Source organism: Alcaligenes sp. MMA (genome assembly GCF_020907215.1).
Taxonomy (GTDB): domain Bacteria; phylum Pseudomonadota; class Gammaproteobacteria; order Burkholderiales; family Burkholderiaceae_B; genus Alcaligenes; species Alcaligenes aquatilis.
The window spans coordinates 881,292-906,161 of record NZ_JAJJPP010000002.1 but is presented as its reverse complement, the minus strand read 5'-3'; the positions used below and the strand labels follow the sequence as shown (position 1 = coordinate 906,161).

At 55.9% G+C, this 24,870-nt stretch carries 18 protein-coding genes; 7 read left to right on the top strand and 11 right to left on the bottom strand.

Going from position 1 to position 24,870, the window contains the following annotated elements:
- The first annotated feature begins 1,072 nt into the window (after nt 1-1,072).
- Nucleotides 1,073-2,536 carry a ribonuclease G gene (rng, locus tag LNA76_RS12600; RefSeq protein WP_094196047.1) on the top strand — a complete coding sequence of 488 codons (1,464 nt, stop codon included), beginning with the start codon at nt 1,073-1,075 and terminating at the stop codon, nt 2,534-2,536.
- 335 nt (nt 2,537-2,871) lie between these two features.
- Here rng and LNA76_RS12595 read toward each other — a convergent pair whose 3' ends face one another.
- The 3 genes from LNA76_RS12595 to msbA form a co-directional block, all read right to left on the bottom strand.
- Complete coding sequence (locus LNA76_RS12595; protein ID WP_230019175.1) at nt 2,872-3,405, bottom strand: AAA family ATPase; 534 nt, start codon at nt 3,403-3,405, stop codon at nt 2,872-2,874.
- A 126-nt stretch (nt 3,406-3,531) separates the two neighbouring features.
- Nucleotides 3,532-3,990, bottom strand: a complete 459-nt coding sequence (locus tag LNA76_RS12590) for a hypothetical protein (protein ID WP_094196046.1) — start codon at nt 3,988-3,990, stop codon at nt 3,532-3,534.
- Nucleotides 3,991-4,020: 30 nt separating this feature from the next.
- Entirely contained in the window at nt 4,021-5,814 is a 1,794-nt protein-coding gene (gene msbA, locus LNA76_RS12585; RefSeq protein WP_442778982.1) for a lipid A export permease/ATP-binding protein MsbA, read from the bottom strand.
- A gap of 148 nt (nt 5,815-5,962) precedes the next feature.
- Between msbA and LNA76_RS12580 the strand changes: the two genes are divergently transcribed.
- Genes LNA76_RS12580 through LNA76_RS12570 form a run of 3 tightly spaced genes read left to right on the top strand, consistent with a single transcriptional unit; the run spans nt 5,963 to nt 7,886 of the window.
- Nucleotides 5,963-6,868, top strand: a complete 906-nt coding sequence (locus LNA76_RS12580) for a glycosyltransferase family 9 protein (protein WP_230019173.1) — start codon at nt 5,963-5,965, stop codon at nt 6,866-6,868.
- Nucleotides 6,865-7,629, top strand: a complete 765-nt coding sequence (locus tag LNA76_RS12575) for a YdcF family protein (protein ID WP_094196043.1) — start codon at nt 6,865-6,867, stop codon at nt 7,627-7,629. The genes LNA76_RS12580 and LNA76_RS12575 overlap by 4 nt, the downstream gene beginning before the upstream one ends.
- The gene (locus tag LNA76_RS12570) at nt 7,626-7,886 is read left to right on the top strand and encodes a YkgJ family cysteine cluster protein (protein ID WP_230019172.1); all 261 of its coding nucleotides are present in this window, start codon (nt 7,626-7,628) and stop codon (nt 7,884-7,886) included. The genes LNA76_RS12575 and LNA76_RS12570 overlap by 4 nt, the downstream gene beginning before the upstream one ends.
- Nucleotides 7,887-7,949: 63 nt before the next feature.
- Here the strand turns inward: LNA76_RS12570 and LNA76_RS12565 are convergent, their stop codons facing one another.
- The 8 genes from LNA76_RS12565 to hrpA all read right to left on the bottom strand — a co-directional run bounded on the left by LNA76_RS12565 (nt 7,950) and on the right by hrpA (nt 21,297).
- Entirely contained in the window at nt 7,950-9,080 is a 1,131-nt protein-coding gene (locus tag LNA76_RS12565; protein ID WP_230019171.1) for a glycosyltransferase, read from the bottom strand.
- A 148-nt stretch (nt 9,081-9,228) separates the two neighbouring features.
- The gene (locus LNA76_RS12560; protein WP_125278018.1) at nt 9,229-10,413 is read right to left on the bottom strand and encodes a glycosyltransferase family 4 protein; all 1,185 of its coding nucleotides are present in this window, start codon (nt 10,411-10,413) and stop codon (nt 9,229-9,231) included.
- Nucleotides 10,410-11,126, bottom strand: coding sequence for a polysaccharide deacetylase family protein (locus tag LNA76_RS12555; protein ID WP_094196039.1), 717 nt, complete (start codon nt 11,124-11,126; stop codon nt 10,410-10,412). The genes LNA76_RS12560 and LNA76_RS12555 overlap by 4 nt, the downstream gene beginning before the upstream one ends.
- A 33-nt stretch (nt 11,127-11,159) precedes the next feature.
- A complete protein-coding gene (locus LNA76_RS12550) occupies nt 11,160-11,957 on the bottom strand; it encodes a glycosyltransferase family 2 protein (RefSeq protein ID WP_094196038.1) in 798 nt (265 codons plus the stop codon).
- Complete coding sequence (locus tag LNA76_RS12545) at nt 11,930-12,772, bottom strand: polysaccharide deacetylase family protein (protein WP_230019170.1); 843 nt, start codon at nt 12,770-12,772, stop codon at nt 11,930-11,932. The genes LNA76_RS12550 and LNA76_RS12545 overlap by 28 nt, the downstream gene beginning before the upstream one ends.
- Nucleotides 12,769-13,875 carry a glycosyltransferase family 4 protein gene (locus tag LNA76_RS12540; RefSeq protein WP_230019169.1) on the bottom strand — a complete coding sequence of 369 codons (1,107 nt, stop codon included), beginning with the start codon at nt 13,873-13,875 and terminating at the stop codon, nt 12,769-12,771. Before LNA76_RS12540 ends, LNA76_RS12545 begins: the two co-directional genes overlap by 4 nt.
- Nucleotides 13,872-17,348: a DNA polymerase III subunit alpha gene (dnaE, locus tag LNA76_RS12535; RefSeq protein ID WP_108727885.1), complete on the bottom strand. Its 3,477-nt coding sequence runs from the start codon at nt 17,346-17,348 to the stop codon at nt 13,872-13,874. The genes LNA76_RS12540 and dnaE overlap by 4 nt, the downstream gene beginning before the upstream one ends.
- Nucleotides 17,349-17,505: 157 nt before the next feature.
- Complete coding sequence (hrpA, locus tag LNA76_RS12530) at nt 17,506-21,297, bottom strand: ATP-dependent RNA helicase HrpA (protein ID WP_230019168.1); 3,792 nt, start codon at nt 21,295-21,297, stop codon at nt 17,506-17,508.
- A 72-nt stretch (nt 21,298-21,369) separates the two neighbouring features.
- Here hrpA and argA point away from each other — a divergent pair, with 72 nt between their 5' ends.
- The 3 genes from argA to LNA76_RS12515 all read left to right on the top strand — a co-directional run bounded on the left by argA (nt 21,370) and on the right by LNA76_RS12515 (nt 24,865).
- Complete coding sequence (gene argA, locus LNA76_RS12525) at nt 21,370-22,725, top strand: amino-acid N-acetyltransferase (RefSeq protein ID WP_094196033.1); 1,356 nt, start codon at nt 21,370-21,372, stop codon at nt 22,723-22,725.
- Between the two features lie 70 nt (nt 22,726-22,795).
- Complete coding sequence (locus tag LNA76_RS12520; protein ID WP_009461661.1) at nt 22,796-23,068, top strand: oxidative damage protection protein; 273 nt, start codon at nt 22,796-22,798, stop codon at nt 23,066-23,068.
- A gap of 510 nt (nt 23,069-23,578) precedes the next feature.
- A complete protein-coding gene (locus tag LNA76_RS12515) occupies nt 23,579-24,865 on the top strand; it encodes an EAL domain-containing protein (protein ID WP_094196032.1) in 1,287 nt (428 codons plus the stop codon).
- Nucleotides 24,866-24,870 lie beyond the last annotated feature (5 nt).

The window sequence follows — 24,870 nt, the reverse complement described above, 5'->3', positions numbered from 1 at the left end:
GTCTAACTGCTCTCTGCGGCGCTTCCGGGAAAACCCTGTGTGTGCTGCAGCGAGAAAAGAACTATAGCACGATGATTTTCCGCCTTGCAAGCCTTCTTTGACATTTTTCTGGATATTTGAGGAGGAAAAATTCTGCAGAACGATGTAGCCGATTGATAACTATGAAGAATAACTATAAAAATAATTTTTTGATTAACTTCGAATTTTTGCCTACGGGCGGAAGACTTCAGCCCTCTACAGAGCAAAACATGGACTGACCGCTGTTTTCCTCAAAGAAATTCGTCAGATCATCCCCCCCACCCTCTGATAACTCCCCCTCCATATAGATAGGAGGGGAAATTCCTTCCCAAAATAGTCGTCTGTCGATGGATCGGCTGACTGACTGACTGACTGACTGACTGACTGACTGACTGACTGACTGACTGACTGACTGACTGACTGACTGACTGACTGACTGACTGACTGACTGACTGACTGGATGGTTAGATGGTTGGATGGTTGGATGGTTGGATGGTTGGATGGTTGGATGGTTGGATGGTTGGATGGTTGGCAAACAGGCTAGCGGCGGTAAACACACAGCGCCACGCCCTCGCCCAAAATCAAGAGCGTCTCTATATAGATAGGACGTTGAGTGGCCTCCAAGATCGAGCACGATGCAGAGCTGTTAGCCGCTCGGGGCCCCGGTACGGGGTGTTGGGGCGAGTCAGACGACTTGCCGCAGTCGGAGTCACCATCGGGGATGCAAGCAGTCTGCTGTTTGAGCCCAAGGTTTGTGATTGGTCCGGGGGACCAATCACTGGGCGAGTTCAGACTGCGCCCCGATGGTGACTCCGACAAGGGTACCGGCGCGTTGCGCCGGCAAGCAGTCCGCCCCAACACCCCGTACCGGGGCCCCGAGCGGCGTCCTACATAGAGCGGCTAGAACCACAACCACCCACAAGCAGTCTCCTGAACAAAGACAAGCAAAGCATTCATCACCCCTAAACACTCTATATAGTCATAAAGGCATAGCAGCCTCACTGACTTGGCCCTACACTAGCTCGGAACAGATATTCCTTTAGCGAAACTAACTATGCATGAAGACATCCTGATTAACGTCACTCCGTTTGAAACCCGTGTTGCCCTGGTCGAGCAAGGTGCTGTCCAGGAGATTCATATCGAGCGCAGCATCCAACGCGGCTATGTGGGGAACGTGTATCTGGGAAAAGTGGCTCGGGTTTTGCCCGGCATGCAAAGTGCCTTTATTGATATAGGGCTGGAACGCGCGGCATTTATCCACGTGGCCGACTTGCGCCAGAATCGCGCCGAGCGCAATCAAGGTAGTGCGACCACGCCAATTGAAAAGCTCCTGTTCGAAGGCCAGTCTTTATTAGTACAAGTCATCAAGGATCCTTTGGGCACCAAAGGCGCTCGTGTCTCGACGCAGATCAGCATTGCTGGCCGCATGCTGGTGTATCTGCCTTTTGATCCTCATATTGGTGTGTCGCAACGCATTGGTTCGGATGCTGACCGGATCGAGCTGCGCGAACGCGTCAGCCGTCTGATGCCCAAGGATGAAAAAGGCGGTTTTATCGTACGGACTCAAGCCGAATGCGCAACCGATGAAGAGATCAGTGCAGACCAGCTATACCTGCGCACCTTATGGACCCGTATTCAAGAGCGTATCCGCGAGCAAGGCGCCCCCTCTGTGCTTTATACAGACTTGAACCTGGCGCAGCGTGTTTTGCGCGATATGGTCACACCCAACACCCAGTCCATCGTGGTGGATTCGCGCACGGTCGTGCAAGAGATGAAGGAATGGGCACAGATTTATACGCCATCCGTGCTGGAGCGCATTAATCATCACAAAGGCAGCCGCGCCTTGTTCGATACCGCCCATGTCGATGAAGAGATCAACCGCGCCTTGTCACGTCGAGTGGATCTAAAATCGGGGGGTTACTTGATTATCGATCAGACCGAAGCTCTGACGACGGTAGATGTGAATACAGGTGGTTTTGTCGGCGGCCGCAACTTCGACGACACGATTTTCAAGACTAACCTGGAAGCAGCGATTGCCCTGGCCCGCCAACTGCGCCTACGCAATCTGGGTGGCATCATCATTCTGGACTTTATTGATATGGACGACCCCACTCACCGGGAGTCTGTCTTGCAAGAGCTGCAAAAAGCACTGGCCAAAGATCGTACTCGTGTGACGATCAATGGCTTTAGCCAGTTAGGTTTGGTGGAGATGACACGCAAACGCACGCGTGATTCCTTGGCGCACCAACTGTGTGAGCCCTGCCCCACCTGCCAATCGCGTGGTTCCGTACGTACGGCCCGTACCGTCTGCTATGAAATCCTGCGCGAAGTGCTGCGCGAGGCCAAGCAGTTCAACCCTAAAGAGTTCCGTATTCTGGCGGCTCAGGAAGTGGTGGATCTGTTTCTGGAAGAAGAAAGCCAGCATTTGGCCGTGGCGGGCGACTTTATCGGCAAGCCTATCTCCCTGGAAGTAGACCCGCACTACTCCCAGGAACAGTACGACATTATCTTGCTGTAAGTGCTCTGCTTTGGGATTGGCTGGGTAGCCAATCCCCTTCATCCCTTATCGCACGGCAAGATCTCTGCAGTCTGCAAGCAGGTATCACTCAATAGCGGGTTGGACTCAGTTGGCCAGCTCAATAGAACAAATCAAACAAATAGAGCAAAGCGCTTTATGTGCACCATGAGTGGTTTGCCATAAAAGGCATCAACAAACACACCACTACACCCAGGCTAACGCTGTATTACAGCTCACTCGCGCGAGCATCGACACACACAAAGCCCAGACACACATGCAGAGGCAGTCAAGCAAACGGTATCTGGCAACTAACAGCCAGAAAACAAGCCCGTAGCCTATTCCGCAACCTGATGACGAATGACATGAAAGCCCTCTGACTGCTGCGGTGCTACAAAATAGCGGCTGAACAAATCAAACTGCGCTTCAGTTGCTTCAAAGGGATGTTCCCCACGGGCATTACGGGCATGCAAACGCGCTTTGCACACAGCATCAGCCACATCCAGATAATGCAGTTCGTGAGCCACGCCCGCGTTTTCAATCAACTCCCGCGCCCAAGCTCGTGTTGCCAGCGTGTTGGAGGGAAAATCCAGCACCACGGATACCCCGGCCTGCAACAGACCCGTAATATGCGGTGCCATGGCGGTACGCAACAAGCCGGAACAACGAGCGTAATCCTCCAAAGACCCAATTTGACTGGGATACAAGCTAGCCAGCCAAAAGTCTTCGCTGATCAGGACTGTCTTTGACTGCTCGGACAGTTTCTTGGCGAAGGTGGATTTGCCCGCCGCAATCTTGCCGCAAATCAGATAGAGCATTGTTGCCGTCACGGCGGTCTGTTTGACTTGGGTTGTAGAGGCAGAATCCATCATCATCTCTCTTATTAGAAGCAACTAAAAACAATAAACCCGCCTGAAAAGACGGGTCAAAAGCAGGCTTGTCCTGCCGTTTGGGCACCTCACGTATTGGAAGTGCCTCGTTGCGCAACGCTTGAACTATTACAGCGGTGCAACGGGGACAAAATCATCTTCGGGCAACACCTCTTTGGGCGCATCATCAGGATTGCACACGCCCGGAGCACGAATAGAGGTGAAGATTTCCTTGATTTCTTTTTTTACATCGGCACGGTAACTATAGACCTTGGCATCTACCCACCCCTTTTGCATCAAGGTCAGATCAATCAAAATACTGTTATCCCAACCCGCCCCCGGCTCCAGTTCATAACGCAAGGTGCCGTAGCTGGCCTGCCCCGGTTCCATCTTGAACACAGCGGCTTTGCCACACTCTGCCTGGTGCTTGAACAAGGCACGCTGAATGCTCACAAAATCCATATTGATGCGTCGCTCAGTCTTGAAAAAACTGGATCGACGCAAATCCTGTTCCCGCAATTCTGCATTCTGCTTGGCACATCCTGCCAACACAGCCAGCCCGGCCAGCGCAAGAATGATCTTCTTCATGATGTTCCTTATCGTGCAGCCTGAAGCCGCTTATTCGTTGAACTGAAACTGCATTTGGTAGAACCCGGCATACACACCATTGCGGGCCAGCAATTCGTCGTGACTGCCCTGCTCAATAATCCGTCCCTCATCCAGCACCAGGATTTGATCGGCATTTTGTACGGTAGACAGGCGATGAGCAATCACCAAGGTACTGCGCCCCTTCATCAAGGTTTCCAGAGACATTTGAACCTGACGCTCGGATTCGTTATCCAAGGCGGAGGTTGCTTCATCCAGAATCAAGATGGGTGCATTTTTTATCAGGGCGCGAGCAATGGCCAAGCGCTGACGTTGGCCACCTGACAGGAAGTTGGCGTTCTCACCAACCATCGTATCCAAGCCTTGAGGCAAACCCTCTACAAACTCACGCAGATTGGCTGCTTCCAGGGCCTTCCAGATACGCTCCGGTGAGACCTCGGCTCCCGCGCCATAAGCCACGTTTTGGCCGATCGTCGCCTCAAACAGCACCACATCCTGGCTGACCAAAGAAATCTGGCTACGCAAGCTGCGCAACGTCAGCTCTTCCGAGGGGATACCATCGACCCGCAGTTGCCCGCTGCTTGGAATTAGAAAGCGCGGCACCATATTGGCCAGCGTGGTCTTGCCACTGCCGGAACGACCAACCAGCGCAATGGTCTGGCCGGGCTGCACCGCAAAACTGACCTCGGACAAGGTGTCGCGATGGGCGTTAGGGAAACGGTGAGAGACCGCATCAAATTCGATATGGCCACGAACGGGCTGCTTGAACTCCCGTGTTCCTGTGTCAGGCTCCGGATCCTGATCAACCAGCTTGAACACGCTTTCTGCCGCTACCAACATGCGCTGCATGGTGCCCGTAATATTGGTCAAACGCTTGATAGGGTCAAAAATCTGCCCCAAAGCAGCCATGAACGCCGCAAAACTACCGATAGTCAGTGTGCCGGTATTGGCCTGATACAAAGCCACAAAAATCACCCCGGCCACAGCGATGGACACAAACAACTGCGTAATGGGCGACAAGGCCGCATCCGCAGAAGCGGCACGCATGGCAAAACGGCGCAGGCGCGCGCTCACGTACATGAAACGTGTGTTTTCACGCTCGTAGCCGTCAAACAGCTTGATGACACGCTGAGCATCAATGGCTTCGCTGACCACGCGGGTCAGCTCGGCGTTCATATTCACCGTATCGCGGTTAATGCGGCGCAAGCGACGCGACACCATCTTGGCAACAAAGACCGACGCGGGCATGACCAAAAACACGATGACCGTTAATTGCCAGGACATATAGAGCAAGACGCCCAGCAAGGCAATCACTGTCAGGGTTTCACGCACCACGACCGTGACCACCTCGGTAGCCACCCCGGTCATGGTGCCAGCATCAATCGTAAAACGGTTCAGCAAACGCCCCGTATCCCCTTGCTTGAACTCCGAGTCGGACAATCCCAGCAAGCGGGAGAACATGTCGCCACGTAAAGTCAGCAACATTTTGTTGGCGATCCAGGCAAACAGATAGGAGCTACCGTAACTGGTCACACCCCGCACAAACATCAGTCCGATCACAGCCAGCGGAATGGACCACATGTAATCAGGCTTGGCACCGGTAAAGCCATCGTCCAGCAACGGCTTCATGATCACCGCCAGCACCGGCTGGGTAGCCGAGGACAGACTGACCAGGATCAATGCCAACACCGCTACCTTCCAATAAGGCAGCAAACGGCTGTAAATGCGCCTCCAGAGATCGGATTTGACGGGATCGTGCCCAGCAGGCTTGATTTTAGTTTCTATGGCGTTGGACAACGAGGACACCCTATATACTATCTAATTGTGTTTATTCTAACGCTCATTGCCTGAATCGAGCGTCCCCGCTTTGGTTCGTTCTGCCTCGTTGTCCCTGTTCATGTCTGATCCCTCTGCCCTTTACCTACGATTGCCTAATTGGCTAGGCGATGTATGCATGAGCCTGCCGTGTTTACAGGCTCTGCTCGATACCGGTTTGCCCGTTGTGGTTTGCGCCCGTCCCTGGGCCCGCGAGCTGCTGTCGGCGTACCCTTTGCATGGCTTCATCCCCATGAGCAGCCACTGGCACCAGGATGCCAAAGCCATACGCCGCTATCGTCGCCAGCACGGCCATCGCCATGCGTATGGCCTGCTGCTGCCTGATTCGCTTAGCAGTGCGCTCAGCTTCAAACTGGCTGGCCTGCCAGCCTGCGGTTATCGGGACGACGGCCGTAGCCTTTTATTACGTTGGCCTTTAAATAAGCCGCAAAAGCGGTTGCACGCGGTGCAATCCTGGTTCTATATTGTTCAACAGGCTTTGAAGCTGTGGAATTTGAACCCGGCAGCCGAACAAGCCCCAGCCACCCTGGATTTGACGCTCAGCCCCCTGCAACGGCAAGAAGGCGACAACAGTTTGCGCCAAGCCGCCCTGCGCCCCGGTGACTATATTCTGATCGCCCCTACTGCAACGGGACTGCACAAAGGCCGCGTCAAAGTCTGGCCCTATTTCGACCAACTGACCCGACATCTGCAAGCCCAAGGCAAAACCGTCATTATGTGTCCTCCGCCCAACGAGCATGAGGCTGCCCTGCACAATGCGCCCAGCGCACGTTGTCTGCCGCCCCTACCCTTAGGGGCGTTTGCACGGCTTTGCCAACAGGCGCAGTGGGTAGTTTGCAATGACTCTGGCGTCTCCCATGTCGCCGCGGCCATCAAGGCGCAGCAACTGACCTTATGTGGCGTCACCAACCCACAAGACACGGGCCCCTGGTCACCACGGGCGATCTGCCTGGGACGTGATGGCCAATGGCCTACGCTGAACGAAGTGCTGCAAGTGTTGGAGTCAGAACAGGAGCACCCATGAGCGTATCGAGCATCCTGACCAGCCTGGTCATTCCATTGAACTTGTTTGCAGCCCTATTACTTCTGGCAGTGTTGCTGTTTATCTTGCGCCAGCGTAAAACGGCTGCCGCCCTGGCCTTGGCCGGACTGCTCTGGACCGGTGCCTGGTCCCTGCCCGCCACCAGCCTGTATGCCGGTGGGTATCTGGAAAAAATGTATCCCTACCAGCCTGCTGAACAGGTGATGCAGGCCGATGCCATTGTGGTTCTAGGTGGCCACACTGCCCAAAACCGCAGTAATTGGTTCTTACCACAGACAGCCCAAAAGACATCGGCACGCGTAGAACGGGCGGCTGATCTGTATAAGGCAGGACGTGCGCCTTACATCGTCTTGTCGGGAGCAGCGCTGGACGGCGGCATCAGCGAGGCCAAGGTCATGGCCAACACCCTGAACAACCTGGATGTCCCCACCTCGGCCCTGCTGATGGAAAACGACAGCCTGACCACTCAACAAAATGGCGAATATACGGCCAAGCTGTTGCAAGAAAAGCAGGCCAAGCATGTCCTGCTGGTGACTTCAGCCTTGCACCTGCCACGTGCCATGGCCATTTTCCGCAAGCAAGGGGTTGATGTGATTCCAGCCGGTGCAGCCCCACAGTTAACGGTTCCGAACAGTCCCGGGTTTTCCAGGTGGAAACCCAATCTGATGGCCCTGCAGTCCAGCCGCTCCATCATTAAAGAATATGTCGGGATTCTGGTGTATTGGTCCCGAGGCTGGGCATGATTTGTCGCTCCGAATGCGGGGCCTGCTGTATCGCCCCCTCGATTTCCAGCCCTATCCCCGGCATGCCCCACGGCAAGCCAGCCGGTGTGCCCTGTATCCAGTTGGATGAGCAACTGCGCTGCCGGATTTTCGGCCAGCCCGAACGGCCTGCCTGTTGCTCTGGTTTACAGGCCGCGCCTGAAATGTGTGGCACCAAGCGCGAAGAAGCCTTGCTCTGGCTGGCAGAGTTGGAAACGCTGACAGCCCCCCAGCCCTAACGAGCGAGATATAAAAAAAAAGGTGTTCTGAAATACACTCAAAACGCCTCTTTGTATACACCCTTAATAAGCTGACGCTGACAGCGCCCGCGCTTTCAAATAGGCCTGATAGGTATCTACTGAAAAGCGTTGCGCGTCAAACCGCTTCTCTGCCCGCTTCCTGGCCCGTCTGCCCACCGTTTGCAAGCAATATTTCTGACACAGCATGTCTCGCACATGCGCTTCAATGGCCCCGACATCACCGCAAGGCACCACCCAGCCTTCATACAAGTGTTCAATACTTTCAGGCAAGCCACCGGCATTGGAAATCAGAACTGGCAGCCCCAGTGCTAGGGACTCGTAACACGCGTAGGAGGCAGATTCTTTATAAGACAACACAAAACCCACATCACATGCAGCCAACACCGAACGTACATCCTTGACCAATCCAGGAAAGAGCACTTGTTCGGCGCAACCCAAAGCCTGCACTTTTTCGCAGACGGCGGCGGCTGGCGGATCCCCCGCCACCACCACCCGGACTCGCTGTTTCAGCTCTGGTTCCAGACGAGCAACCGCCTCCACCAGCAGCAACCAGCCTTTTTCCAAATCGGTACCACCTACCGAGCCCAGCACCAGACAATTCTCAGGCAAAGTCGAGCCGAAGAGCGTCTGACGTGCGGCCCACTTTTCCTGCGGGCTCACTGGACGATAATGCTCCAGGTCCAGGCCGTGATAAATACGTTCCACATTGCAACGTCGGTAATCGGAATTAGCCAGTTGCCGCGCCACATAATCGCTAACGGCAATACAAAGATCCGTCCCAAAGCGCGCCCGCAAGCGGTTACCCACGCTATGGAGACGGTTGGTATTGTGTTTGGTCCAGATAATGACCGGAGGATTAGGCAGCGTTTTACAAGCGATCATGACATGGCGGTGATCGGTGCTGCCATTGCAATGCACGATATCAAAAGCCTCGCGCTGCAAAAAACGGCGCAAACTCCATATCTCTGATAACGCCGTCCCGATACGGGCGGTGTACAGGCCCGGCAACACTCTGACGCCAGGTACCTGCAAAGCTTCACGATACAGTCGGCCTGTTGCCGGGACCGCCAGAGTGAAATCACACTGATGAGCCAACCCACGCAACAAACCCAAAATATAGGTAACATGGCCTCCGCCATTACCGTGATGAATATCAGTGATCAGGACCTTCAAAACTCGCTCCGTCAGCGGCTATGAATGACAGGCAAATGCTCTGGCCGAGCATCTACGGGTCACAAAGTGTATCCGCTATTGCGCAAGCTGAACAATGACTGAACAGCAGTTTTGAAAATTTAATACCAATAACGAAGAAAACAGCGTTTTAAGCTTGGCGGCGAAGCAACACTTTTTGATACAGCTCCTGATAACGACTTGCCACCGCAGGCCAACTGAACTGGGCCAGCAATTCCCGAGAGTTCTCGACCAGATTACGGGCCATCACCGGATCCTTGCTGATTTTCTCAATCGCTTGGGCCAGTTCCTGGGCATCTTCCGGATGGCTGAGCAGCAAGGCGTGATAACCACCCTGCACATATTGGGCAAAGCCGCACCACGGCGCCGGACTTAGGACGACCGGCAAACCATAGGACATGGCTTCCAGCGGTGCCATGCCAAAGCTGTCATTCAGGGTGGGATGCACGTAAATATCGGCAGCACGATAAAAGGGTTCGACGTTCGAGGTCTCGCCTTGCAAGATGACACGATCCTGCATATTCAGAGACTGCAACTGTTGGCGCATCTGATCTCGCAGGCCAGGTTTTCCACCCACCACCAACAGGCGGTAATGAGATGGCAATTTCGCCAAGGCCTCCAGCACCGTACTCAAGCCTTTGCGCAGGGGATTGCGCGCCACCAGCAGACAGACGACCTGCTCCTTGGTGAAACCCAAGGACTCACGCACTTTGGTACGCTCTTCCCCTTGCAAATCGGCTTGCGGCAAGGCCACGCCAGGAGCGATAACGGGATAATCGTGCACGCTGCCATAGGCTTGCTGCAATTGTTCGGCAATCAAGCCTGAAACGGCGACAACGGCATGAGGGCCGGGCCGCAAACGGCGTTTTTCCAGACCCAGATAGCCCCAGACACGCGGGCTGAAGTAGGAACCCAGCTTTTTAAGCCAGGGCAAGGGACGCACCCGCCAGTTGAAACGCACGGGGGTGACATGAACCACTTCCACGTCCCCGCACCACCCGTTCATGTGCGAATGCACAATATCAAAACCTTGGGCCGTGGCCTTGGCCGCCTTGCGGGCGAACAGGATGCCGCGTATCCAGCCAGGCCAGTGCGACCAATGACGGATAGGCACGTAGGCCAGCTTCAAGTCGCAACGACTGTCATACTCACGCGCAAACACGGTAATTTCGTGCTTTTCGGCCAGTTCACGCATCAGCTCCACGCCATAGGCCTCGGCACCGCCAAAGCGGTTACCAAAACGATCAACCACAAAAGCAATGCGTAAACGCTCGGCAATCGCAGCAGGCGTGTCGTGGATTTGATCTGAACTCATGAGCGGGAAACCGTACGGCGCTTGTCTTCCAGGCGTGTCACGCACTTTTGCACAAAGCGCAAAATATTGGTGGAACGCGAGACCGTCACGCGGGGCAAATCAAACAAGTCATCGTCCGAACGCGCCAGGCCACGATTGGTGGTGGTGGCGTTCAGATACCCTGCCTGGCGCACTTGCTCACGGATAGCCTGATTCTGATCGCCATAGGGATAGCAGAAAGCGCTGACTTCCACTTGCAGCGCATCTTGCAGCTCTGCCTTGGATTGCGCGATCTGGTAATGGGCAATTTCCGAGGACACATCAGTCAGATGCACATGGTCCAAGGTGTGCGAACCGGCTTCATGACCGGCATTTACCCAGGCGCGCAGCTCGGGCAAGGACATCAGACCGGAATGCGGCACACCTTTGGGTTGATCCCAGAAGTTGGAGCCGTCCAGATGCCGCGCAACAATGTAATTAGTGGCGGTAAAGCCCAACTCATCCAGCACCGGCATGGCATTTTGAAACACGTTACGGTAGCCGTCATCAAAGCTGATTCCCACAACCTTGCCCTGCTTTTCACCGCGCAGGTACGGCATCAATTGCGCCATGGACAAACCCTGATAGCCCAAGCGCTTCAGCCACGTCATCTGGCGCCGAAAATCAGTGGGATGCACGGTCAAGCCTCGATACGGCGAACCTTTGGGAGCAGGCACCCCGACCTGGTGGTACATAAGAATCGGAATCATAGGCGGCATTATAAGGGGCTAATCAGACTTCTGACGGGTGTAATACCACAGCTTACTATATCGAAACAAGCTGCCTGCGGCGGCCATACACGCCAGGATGAAGCCTTGCGGGCCGTCCAGAAAGCCGCGTCGAACAATATAGTGACGTACAAAGGTCCAACTGGCATGACCGGCGATACCCGGCAAGCTAGTGGTCTTGCCCTTGGCCTGCATTTGACGGGCGGCATCCGAGGAATAGCGGTTGATCTTGTCAATAAAGACTTCAAGGCTGGCGTAGGGGTAATGCAGGAAATGCCCATCCAGAATCAGGACAGGATGTTCAGTCTGCACACTTTCATGGACTTTGGCATCGTTAAAGCGAGCGGTACCGCGCTTGAACAGGCGCAACACCCGGTCCGGCCACCAGCCACTATGACGCATCCAGCGGCCAGCAAATTCAGACAGGCGGGCAATCCGGTAAGCCGTGCCACGCGGCTGGGCCATTTCCTGCTGAATCAGCTGTGCCAGCTCGGGGGTAACGCGCTCATCCGCATCAATGGACAGCACCCATTCGCCCGTGGCCTGATCAAGCGCCCGATTCTTCTGCGGCCCAAAGCCGGGCCAATCCGGGGTAACCGTGACTTTCGCGCCCAGGGAACGGGCAATTTCCACGGTCTGATCGGTACTGCCCGAGTCCACCACAATGATCTCGTCAGCAAAGGCCACCGACTCCAGGCAGGCACGAATATGCGCCTGCTCGTTTTTGGTAATCAGGATAACGGACAGGCGCTTGCCGGAGGCGCTTCGCTCTACTTCTGTCGTTGACGACGACGCCATGCTTTCCACCTGTTGAAAATCGGACCAATCACGGGATGTACCGCGACATTCAGCCTGCGCCCGACTGACACGCCAGTCGTATCACGCACGGCGAAGCGATAAATATGCAAAGGATCGCTGCCAGGCTGGTTGGAGCCAAAGGCACGCGTCGTGTACAGATAGCGGAAACCTGCCTGCTGGGCGACCTGCACGTAATCTGGATCAAAATAACCTTGAGGCCAGCACAACTGATCGGAGACCGTACCCATATTGGCTCTCAAGGTTGTACGCGACTGCTCCAGTTCCCAACGCATCTTGCCATTCTTTTGATCGCGCTGTTCGCTCAAATCCCAGCGAGTATGGGTATGGGTGTGGCTGTGGAACTCAAACACGCCATCAGCCTGCATGGCGTGGATTTCACTCCAGCGCAAAATCACCTCGTCACTACGACCTTGCTCGATACGCGCTTCACATTCACGGTGATCCGGGCATTCGGGCACGTCCTGGCCCTGGCCCAGATAAGGACGCACAGGCCCCTCATTGATCCAGCTCGTCACCAGGAAAATCACGGCATTGAAGCCATATTTTTTCAGCAAAGGATAGGCGTAGACCCAGTTATCTAGGTAACCATCATCAAAGGTAATCAGCACCGATTTGGGCGGTACACCCTGCCCTTGCAGATGGCCTACAAACTGCTCGGTTGTCAGGCTGGTCCAGCCATGCTTTTTCAACCATTGCAAATGCTGCTCGAAATGCTCGGGACTGGCATTGATCATGCCCCCTTCCGGGGTGACATGGTGGTACATCATGACGGGCACCGTGCTTGCCACTTTCATCCCTGAAGCTCCTTTAACCAGCGGTAGTAAGCGCTTTCCAGCCGGTCACCCATGGCAACCGGGGTAAAGCGCTCGTCGCTACGACAAAACAGGCGGCCTGCGGCTCCCATGTCCTGACGCAGCTCAGTGCTTTGAATCATTTTTTCCAATGCGGCGCGCCACTGCTTAGGGTCATGCAAGTCCGCCAAAAAACCGCTGTGACCGTCCAACATCATCTCCGGCACTCCACCGACGCGGCTGCCCAGCACGGGAATGCCAGCACACCCCGCTTCTACAAATACGGTGCCCGAGGCTTCCATATGGGTCGCCAAGGCAAAAATATCCAGATTGGGCAGAACTGAGGGCACATCCGCACGAGCGCCCAGCATATGAATCCGCTCCTGTAATCCCAGCTCCACAATCAAGGCCTGCAATTGCTCGTAGCCCGGCGAGCCGCCCCCCACCAGCACCAAGTGCAATTGAGGATAGCGGTCAAACAAGGGGTGCATAGCGGCAATCAGCTCACGATGGCCTTTCTCACGGCGCAACACGGCAACGCAGCCTACCAGCAAGGAGTCAGATGCCAAACCTAGCTCAGCGCGCAAATCCAGGGCGGGTGCCGAATCGATCACACTGGGGTCCACACAGGGGTAGACCACCTGGACATGCTCAGGCTTCACGCCGCGCTCGATCAGGTGATCGCGCACATAATCGCTGGGCGTAATCACTCGTTTGGGCACGATGGTGTAAGACATCAAGGAACCGACCTTCTTGGCCAGATGACGCGTGCGCACAATCAAAGGCGTCCCTGCCAAGCGTCCGGCCACACCAGCCAGCATGGTGTCCCGGCGGCTATGGCTATTGAGCACATCAAACCGGCCTTGACGCAAGACCCGACGCAATTGGCGCACACCGCGCATGTAATTGGCCGGGCCATCCATCAACAGGGTATGAACAACAAAGCCCTCATCGCGCAAGCGCTCGGTCAATTGTGCATGGGGTTGGCACGCGGCCTCCACCTGGTGCCCACGCTCACGCAAGATACGCATGGCACGCAGGATGTAATTCTCCTGACCGCCAAAGCTGGTGGCTGCTTCCGAGTGCAAAATGCGCAAGGGCTTCATCGGTAGCTGATCTCCACCTCGTGTGTGGCATCCCAGCCTTCCAACTGCTCCAGCAAGGAATCAGCCAGACGAACACGCCATTGCGGGCCTAGCTGCACCACACATTCGTAATCGGGGCGTTGCAACTGCACCTCTACCGGCACACCGCCCTGCTGCTCGGCTCGATGCGGCGCCAGCAAGGCTTGCAAACGCTGCGCGTCCGCATTGTTATTCAAAGCAATGCTCAAGCAACTGGCACGCGCTTCACGGGCCAACTGCAGATCAAAAATCGAATCGGCATTGATACGCAGACCGCCGGTGTAGTCGTCGTTGCTGACCTTGCCCTGAATGATGATCAACTGGTCTTCTTTCAGACGCTGGCGGTGCTCTTCAAACAGTTCATTGAAGATCGCCACTTCCAGTTGCGCCGAGCCGTCATCCAGCATGGCATACAGCATCTTGCCGCGACGGGTCATGCGTACCCGCACGGCTGACAGCACGCCAGCAAACCACTGCGGGCTGCGCGAGGCTTCCAGGCGTGCCAAGGGTGTCGGTGCGAAACGACGAACTTCATCCCGCCAGGCGTCAAACAAGTGGCCGCTGAAGTAAAAACCCAGTGCCGTCTTTTCCTGACGCAAGCGATCTTGCAGGCTCCAAGGGGCGACTTTCGCGACCTCGCCTTCCACGATATCGTTGGAGTCATCATCAAACAGCGAGGATTGATTCGCGCTACGCTCGGCCTGCTCAGCCGCTTCCGTGGCGGCACCAATACTGGCCAGCAAGGCGGCGCGGTTTTCGTCAATCGAATCAAAAGCACCGGCGCGTACCAAGGCTTCAATCGTGCGCTTGTTGACCTGATGACGGTCCACGCGACGGCAGAAATCAAACAGGCTGGTAAAAGGACCACCTTGCTTGCGAGCTTCCACAATCGCTTCAACGGCGGCCTGACCCGTGCCTTTCACAGCCCCCAGGCCGTAACGCATGGTACGCGGCGGCAAACCTTTTTCTGTATAGCTGTCCTTAACCGGCTCAAAGCGGTAATTGGACGCGTTGATATCGGGTGGCAAGACTTCCACACCGTTAGCCAGCGCGTCTTTCCAGAAAATCTGCACCTTGTCGGTATCGTCCATATCGGACAACAAGGTCGCGGCCAGAAACTCGGCCGGATGGTGCGCTTTCAACCAGGCCGTCTGATACGCAATTAGCGCGTAAGCAGCCGAGTGACTCTTGTTAAAGCCGTAACCCGCGAACTTTTCCATCAGGTCAAACAACTTCACCGCCAGCTCAGGGTCGTGACCTTTCTTGACCGCCCCTTCCTCGAACAAGACGCGATGCTTGGCCATTTCCTCGGGCTTTTTCTTGCCCATGGCACGACGCAGCAAGTCGGCACCACCCAGTGAGTAGCCACCGATAATCTGCGAGATCAGCATCACCTGTTCCTGGTAGACGATCACCCCGTAGGTGCTGCTCAGCGTGCTTTCCAGATCCGGATGGAAATAATCCACCTCAGCCCGACCGTGTTTCCGGTTCACGAAGTCCACCACCATGCCCGACTCCAGTGGCCCCGGACGATACAGGGCCAGCATGGCGATAATGTCTTCAAAGGTGGAGGGCCGTAGACTACGCAGCAGCTCCTTCATACCGCGCGATTCCAACTGGAACACGGCGGTGGTATTGCCTTCGCAAAGCAGTTTGTAGGAGGCGTCGTCATCCAATGGCAAGGCCATGATGTCGAACTCGCGCTTGTCGGCATTGAACTGGCGCACATAGCGCACGGCCCAGTCCAGAATGGTCAGGTTACGCAGGCCCAGAAAGTCGAACTTGACCAGACCGGCTGCCTCCACGTCGTCCTTGTCGTATTGCGACACGGCGTTGGCGTCGGGGCCGGACTGCGCGTACAGCGGGCAAAAATCAATCAGCTTGCCGGGCGCAATCAGAACCCCCCCGGCGTGCATGCCCACGCTACGGGTCAGGCCTTCCAAGGGGCGGGCCAGATCGATCAGGGCTTTGACTTCTTCGTCGTTCTCGTAACGCTCGCGAAAGGCAGGCTCATCGGCCAGCGCCCGTTCCAGCGTCCAGGGATCAGCAGGGTTGAAAGGAATCAGTTTGGACAAGCCATCGCACAGGCTGTAGGGCAGCTCCAGCACACGACCGACGTCACGCACCACGGCTTTCGCACCCAGGGTACCGAATGTGGCAATCTGGCTGACAGCCTGGCGGCCATACTTCTGTTTCACGTAATCAATCACGCGTTCGCGGTTGTCCTGGCAAAAGTCCACGTCAAAGTCAGGCATGGACACCCGCTCGGGGTTCAGGAAACGTTCAAACAGCAAGTCATAGCGCAAGGGGTCCAAGTCGGTAATCCCCATGCTGTAGGCCACCAGCGACCCCGCCCCCGAGCCCCGGCCCGGTCCGACCGGCACACCATTGTGCTTGCCCCAGTTAATGAAGTCCGCCACGATCAGGAAGTAGCCGGGGAACCCCATGGAGATGATGGTGTTGCACTCCCACATCAAGCGCTCTTCGTAGGTCGGGCGTTGCTTCTCGCGCTCCTGGGGATCGGCATACAGCTGCGTCAAGCGGATTTCCAGACCGTCCTTGGCCTGCTGGATCAAAAAGTCGCCCAGCGACATGCCATCGGGTGTCGGGAAGTCGGGCAGATAAGGTTTGCCCAACTCCAGCTCCAGGTTGCAACGCTTGGCAATTTCCAGCGTGTTTTGCAGTGCAACAGGAACGTCCGCAAAACGCTGCTGCATTTCATCCGTGCTGAGAAAGTATTGCTCTGGCGTAAAACGCTTCACACGCTTGGGGTTGGCCAATTGCTCGCCTTCAGCAATACATACCCGCACCTCGTGCGCACGGAAATCGTCCCGTGCAATAAACTGAATCGGGTGCGTCGCCACCACCGGCAATTCCAGCTCTGCAGCCAAACGCATGGCGGCTTGTACATAAAGCTCATCGCCGTCCGCACCGCTGCGCTGCAGTTCAATATAAAAGGCACCGGGGAACAAGTCTTCCCAATGGCGGGCACAATCCCGGGCCAAGTCCAGATTGCCATCGGCCAGGGCATGGCCAATATCACCCATACGCCCGCCGGACAAGGCAATCAGGCCACTACACTCTTTCAACCAGGCGCGCTGTACCTCGGCACGTCCTTTGTACTGGTTGCCCAGCCAGGCACGGGTCAAGATGTCGCACAGGCTCAAATACCCTGCTTCGTTTTGCACCAGCAAAAGCAGGCGCGACGGTTTTTCGCGGTCTTCCTCGTTCTGCAGCCAAATATCACAACCCATGATGGCTTTCAGCCCGGCTTTACGCGCCGAGGTATAGAACTTGATCTGTCCAAACAAGTTGCACAAATCCGTCAACGCCAATGCAGGCTGCCCATAGGCCTGCGCTTTTTTGATCATTTCGGGAATACGGGCGATGCCGTCCACCACGGAGAACTCCGAGTGGGATCGCAAATGGACAAAGGAAGGGGTGGTTTCGCTCATGATGGAATTGTACTTAAGCCAATGGACATTGGTGGCCCTGAAGCGATGCTCAGGGTGAATAAGGGCAGGCAATTTGTTTCGATTGGTTCACATCTGGCTGAACAACAAACGCACAATCACCCGCCCCCTACCGACCAATACCAAAACAACAAACAACCTAGCGCTGCAAGGCAGCCCAGGCTTTTTCCAGACGCTTGACCGAAACCGGCATGGGAGTTCGCAACTCTTGCGCAAACAAGGACACGCGCAACTCTTCCAGCATCCAGCGAAAGTCCCGCAAACCGCTATCGGTGGCGCCTTTGAGCGCCGCCACGGCACGCTGGTACTTCGTCAGCAAAACTGACATATCCTGCATCAAGCGTTGATCGCGGGCCGGATCGGCTCGCAGCTTGTCCACCCGGGTTTGTACGGCTTTCAGGTAGCGCGGCATATGAGCCAACTGCGCGTATTCATTGCTTTCCAGAAACATGGTGGGCATCAAGGCATTCAATTGCTGCTGTATGTCTTTCAAAGCCTCGGGGTGAGCTTTGATTTGCGCCAGTTTTTTCTGGGCGGCACTCCACTCATTCAGAATCTGACCGGCCAGACGCGCTACTTCCTGGGCCACCAGACCCAAGCGACTGCGACCTTCTTGTACGCGTGCCTCAAACTCGGCCTGGTTTTTCGGCCACGGCTCCATCATGCAGGACTGCTCCAGGGCCACATCAATAATCTGATCCCGCAATTGTTCCTGCGTACCCAGATTGATATACAGCATGCTGATGCGGGTCAGATCCGTAATGTTCTTTTCCAGAAAGCGCACTTGCTCGCGCAAGGCCAAACGGAACAAGCGACGCAAACCCAAACGGTGCTGACGCTGGGCCTGAGCCGGGTCGTCAAATACATCCAGATCGCAATGGGTTTTCTTGTCGATCAAGGCCGGGTAACCAATAAAGCTGCGACCTTTGCGCTTGATTTCCATCAGCTCGGGCAGTTCGCCAAAGCTCCAACTGGTCAGTTGCTCGTGATCCAGCACCTGCGCCACTTGCTCGTCGCTGGCAGCCATCTGCTGGAAGGACGCCTGCGCCTGACGGCCATGTTCGGCCTTGAGCTGGTCCAGATTACGGCCGCCCGACAACATGCGACCATGCTCGTCAATCACTCGGAAATTCATGAACAAGTGAGTCGCCAACGTTTCCGGCTTGAAATCGCTGCGCTGTGGTCTTTGTTTGACGTGCGCCCACATATCCTGAGAAATCGCATCCAGCAGGCTCATTCCGGGATCGGATGCTTTTTCAAACCAGCGCTGGTGAAAGGCGGCCGCGTAATCGGGCAAGGGCACACAATGACGGCGAATACGCTGTGGCAAGGATTTCAGCAAAGCCAGCACTTTTTCCTTCAACATGCCGGGCACCAGCCATTCGCAACGCGCGGCGTCGATCTGGTTCAAGGCGAACAAGGGGACACTCAAGGTCACCCCATCGCGCACCGAACCCGGCTCGAAGTGATAATCCAGCGCCATCTTCACGCCCTGCCATTGAACCGAGCGCGGAAACACCTCGGTGGTGATACCGGCTGCGTCGTGCTGCATCAGCTCGTCGCGGTTCAGCTCCAGGCCCTTAGCCTGTTCCTTGGACAAACCCTTGAACCATTTTTCCAATGTGGCGGTCTGGTACACGTCCTTGGGGATGCGCTGATCGTAAAAGGCGTAGATCAGTTCCTCATCCACCAGAATGTCAGGACGACGCGATTGGTGCTCCAAACGCTCTACCGCCTGAATTTGCTGACGGTTATGGCGCAGGAAAGGCAGGTTGGAATCAATCTCGCCCGGCACCAGAGCCTGACGCAAGAACAATTCACGGGCCTGCACCGGATCAATGCGGCCAAAGTGAATGCGACGGCCACTGTAAATCAGCAAGCCGTACAAGGTCGCACGCTCATTGGCAACGACCTGACCGGCCTTTTTCTCCCAACGCGGGTCGCCCCAGGTTTTACGCAGCAAATGGGCGCCAACTTTTTCAATCCATTGCGGTTCGATACGCGCCACACAGCGGGCAAACAGGCGCGTGGTTTCCATCAGCTCGCCGGCCAGAATCCAGCGGCCTGCTTTCTTGACCAGCTTGGAACCGGGGTGAATCACAAAACGCAGCTCACGCGTGCCTTGATAGACGCCGGTTTCTTCGCTCTTATAGCCAATATTGCCGATCAGCCCCGTCAGCAAGGCCAGATGCACCTGCTCATAAGTGGCAGCCGAGGGATTGGCGACCCAGCGCTGTTCCTGCACCAGGCTACGCAATTGAGTATGGACATCACGCCACTCCCGAATCCGCAAGGGTGACAGCAGGGCCTGTTTAACGCTATTGGCAAACTTGCGCTGCGAGCTTTGTTCCTGCGACAGCTCTTCCAGCCAGTTCCATAGCTTCACATAGGACAGAAACTCGGACTTGTCGTCATTGAAACGGGCATGGGCCTGATTGGCTGCTTCACGTTCATGGACAGGACGATCTCGCGGGTCTTGCACGGACATGGCCGAGGCCACGATCAGCATTTCCGTCAAACAATGATGTTCGTGACCGGCCAGAATCATGCGGGCCACACGCGGGTCCACCGGTAGCTTGGCCAGGGAACGGCCAACTTTGGTCAGGCGCTGCTGTTCATCCAGCGCGCCCAGCTCTTGCAAGATTTGATAGCCATCAGCAATGGCGCGGCCAGTCGGTGGCTCCACAAAGGGGAAGGTTTCCACATCGTCCAGATGCAGGGCCTTCATGCGCAGAATCACCGAGGCCAGCGAGGAGCGCAGAATCTCGGGATCGGTAAAGGGGGGGCGGCTCTTGAAGTCCTGCTCGTCATACAGACGAATACAGATACCGGGACCAATACGACCACAACGCCCTGCCCGTTGGCTGGCCGAGGCCTGGCTGATCGCTTCAATGCGCAACTGCTCGACCTTGTTGCGCCAGGAATAGCGCTTGATACGCGCCAGGCCGCTATCGACCACAAAGCGTATGCCAGGCACGGTCAAGGAAGTTTCGGCCACGTTGGTCGCCAGCACCACACGGCGCGCATTGCCTTTGGGGCGGAAAATACGTTCCTGATCCGCCTGCGACAGACGCGCAAACAAAGGCAGGATCACTGTATTGATGGGCTTTTCTTTTTCCAGTGCCTCGGTGGCTTCACGGATCTCGCGCTCGCCGGGCAAGAACACCAAAATATCGCCAGTGCCGTGCCGGGCGCATTCCTGCACCGCATCCACAATGCCTTGCATCAGATCCCGCTCTTCCTCGGAGGCAGAACGGCGTTCTTCGGCATCGACCAAGGACGGGTCCAGAATCGGGCGATACACAATATCCACGGGATACAGACGGCCCGACACTTCAATCACGGGCGCCTTCTTGCCCTTGTGGGCAAAGTGCTCCGCAAAACGCTCGGCATCAATTGTGGCCGAGGTGATGATCAGCTTTAAATCCGGACGCCGTGGCAGCAACTGCTTTAAAAAGCCCAGCAGAAAGTCAATGTTCAGACTGCGTTCATGGGCCTCGTCAATAATGATGGTGTCGTAGCGGCTTAACAAGGGATCGCGCTGGGACTCGGCCAGCAAGATCCCGTCCGTCATCAACTTGATGGCCGAACGCGGTCCGGTCTTGTCGTTGAAACGAATTTGATACCCTACCCAGTCACCAATCTCCGATTGCAGCTCCTGGGCAATACGCTTGGCAACCGATGTAGCCGCCAGACGGCGCGGCTGGGTATGACCAATAATCTTGCCCTGCAGGCCGCGCCCCAGCTCCAGGCAGATTTTAGGTAATTGGGTGGTTTTGCCCGAGCCGGTTTCACCACACACAATGACCACCTGATGGTCTTTGATTGCCTGGGCAATTTCGGCCCGTCGGGCGCTGACTGGCAGGTCATCAGGATAGGAAATTGTTGGTAAAGAGGGTGGATTTTCAGTCAATTCGTCGGACTCGTGCATGAAAGGTAGTTTCTGGTACAGACATCATTATAATTTTGGCTTGAAACCATTTGGACGCAAAGATCCCCCGCAATGAACACAGACATCCCCGACTCGTACAACGCCATCGAAACACCTGATCAGTCCCAGGCACAATTTGTGCGATGGTTCAGGGAAGTGGCGCCTTATGTACACGACTTTCGAGGCAAGACGTTCGTGGTGGCCTTTGGGGGCGAGCTCATCAACGATGGATTGCTCTACACCCTGATCCCGGACTTGTCGCTGCTGTCGGCGCTGGGCATCAAGCTGGTGCTGGTGCACGGCTCACGCCCCCAAGTCAATGAACAGCTACGCCTGAAAGGGGAAACCACGCAATTTGGCCGTGGTACCGAGCCGACCAGCGCCGTCGCTCTGGAATGCGCCAAAGAGGCCGCCGGTGAAATTCGCCTGGATATTGAAGCCGCATTCAGTCAGGGTTTGCCCAACACCCCCATGTCACATGCCCAGATTCGCATTATTTCGGGCAACTTTGTGACCGCGCGTCCTGTGGGTGTCATTGATGGCCTGGACTTCAAGCACTCTGGCTCGGTGCGCAAACTTGATGTGGACGCCATGCGCGTCATCCTGAATCAAGGTGCGCTTATTCTACTCTCTCCCTTGGGTTTTTCTCCAACCGGGGAGGCCTTTACCCTGGATATGGAAGATCTGGCAACCAGCACGGCCATCGCGCTGCGCGCTGAAAAACTGATTTTCCTGACACCGGAACATATTGGTCACTCCAATAATCTGGATATTGACTCGGAACTGGCCCGTGCCGATGCCGATGGCCTGCTGGCCTCGGGCAAGCTGGATCAGGACTGCTCGACCTTTTTGCGCTATGCCTCGCAAGCAGTCAAACGCGGTATTGCCCGTGCACACCTGGTGCCCTACAAGCAGGACGGCAGCATTTTGCTGGAGATCTTCACCCACGATGGGGTGGGTACCATGGTGGTGGAAGATTCGCTGGACGATTTGCGCCCGGCCAATCTGGACGATGTGGGTGCAATTGTGCAACTGATCGAACCACTGGAAATTGACGGCACCCTAGTGCCCCGTGGTCGTTCTGTCATCGAGCGCGAAGTGGAGCAGTTCACGGTTCTGGAGCATGACGGCATTATTTACGGCTGCGTTGCCCTGATCCCCTACGAACAAGAAAGCATGGCCGAGATGGCCTGTCTCATCGTGCACCCCGAATGGCAAGGCTCGGGCGAAGGCGAAATCCTTTTGCGGCACACCGAGGCCAAGGCCCGTGCAGCCGGTTTCAAGCGCCTGTTCGTGCTGACCACGCGCACCTCTCACTGGTTTATCAAGCGTGGGTTTGTGCAAGGTGGCGTATCTGATCTGCCTAAAGGCAAACAGTCGCATTACAACCGATCGCGCAACAGCATGGTCTTTATTAAAAAGCTGTAAGCCGGTTTGACCGTCCTGCGCCCCTCAGTACAATACGCCCATCCACGCATTTGATTGAAAAGGAACACATATGGCACGCATGATTCACTGTGTGAAGCTGAAACAGGAAGCCGAGGGCCTGGAGTTTCCCCCCTACCCCGGCGAACTGGGCACCAAGATCTGGCACTCAATTTCCAAACAGGCCTGGGCCAACTGGATGGATGTGCAAACCCGTCTGGTGAACGAGAACCGCCTGAATCTGGCTGACGCCCGTGCCCGCACGTATTTGAAAGAACAAATGGAGCAGTATCTGTTTGAAGACAAGGATGTGGAAGCCGACGGCTTCACCGCCCCTTCCGCCTAGGACCAGCCCCACTCGCTGACCACAGGCGACCGACCCCGGAGCATGACATCGTGCTCCGGGGTTTCTTTATTTCTGCTCCCGTTTCTTTGCCTTTCCCTGCCCAAGACGCAAACCATCCCCCCTTTCGCACGCCACCCATAACAGTAATTAAATGAAACACTGCGCGACAAGTCAGTTTCAGACTGGTTAAAAATCAAAAGAAATGGAAATTTTCTATAATTATGAATCGCCCTAAAGCACAAAATCACGGCTGGCCTTAATGTGCTTGCAGAGCACCCAAGCCAAGCATGGAGCGCAGCACAAACACAGGAATAATGCTGCAGGGAGCATGCCCTTCCCCAACGCTGCCGCCATGCCTTGGCACAGTCCTGCGCCAATTCAATACTGGCTCGCCTAGCCCGAGCCACACAGGCCCATCACGTGTCCATGTCTGAGCAACCAAGCTCGGCGCCTTGCGCCGGACCTGAACAGCACAGCCACTTACTGCTTTACCCACAGGAAAAGAAGTTCATGTGCCGCCTAGACCTCCCCGAGATTGCCCAGTACTCCACCCATTTGCGCCTGTGGCTGGTCAATCTGAGCTATCTGAAGGCTTTGTATGGGCCACAGTTCCATGCTTTCGTGTTGGACACGGTGCAGCAAAGGCTGCTGGATTGTGGGCTGAATACAGACGAGATCCTTATCCAGGGGGATTTTGTCCTGATTGCCCTCAAGCAACTGAGTAAGCAGAACCGCTTTGAACGCACCCACCCCAACGCACTGGCCCAATTGCTGGGCGCAGCCCTGGAGTGCGATCCCATCACTCAGGACGAGCACCGCATCTACTTGCATACACAGATGGCCTATCACTATGACAGCCGGCAGTACGATACGGATCTGCTCCACCCTCCAACGCCCAACCCCTGCTCTCACACCCATCCGGCCACGCTGGCGGCCTGGCACAAGGTCTGGGCCAAGACCTACCGGGACGACATGAGCCTGGCTGTGCGTATGCTGGATGATTTGCAAACCGGCATGTTGGTACTGGCTTTTCAGCCCCTCTTTCACCTAAGTGAGCACCACAAGAGCAAAGATTTTTATGAAGAGGCACTGATTCGCCACAGCAGCGGTACTGACTATTCCCTGCCCGAGGCAATTGCCGCCCTGGAGCGACTGGGACTGATCTCGCGGCTGGATCGCAGCGTCCTGGGCAGCGTGGTGAAACTGCTCAGCACGCAAACGACTCTGTGTCTGGGTGCCAACCTGTCCGCTGGTTCTTTGCAGGATGACTTGTGGTGGCAAGACTTGTTCAGCTATCTGGACAGCCGCCCGGATGTCGCCCAGCGCCTGATTCTGGAAGTAACTGAAACCGGCACTATTGCCCACAAACCCACCGCGCTGCGTCTGATTGCACAATTGCAGAATCTGGGCGTGCGCATTGCGCTGGACGATACCGGCTCAGGCAATAGTACGCTGGCCTTTCTGGCCCAGACCCACGCCGACATTATCAAAATTGATCGTTCTATTTTGCTGCGGGCACGCAGCCCCGGACAACCGGCCCACTTGCTGCGTAATCTGGTCAATGTCTGCGCCGATTACTGCCCCTATGTCGTGATTGAAGGGGTAGAGGACGAGACTGACCTTGAGTTGGTGCGCCAGTCTGGCGCACACGGCGTACAAGGCTATCTGCTTGCCCTGCCTACCCTGACGCCATCCTGGTGGGACTCACCCGCTTTGATCACAGTCCAGGATGCGGTGCTCGTTCGTACCCAGTTCTATCCCGGACACGTTCCCCAGGGCTACGGCTTTGGTTTCTGAAACAT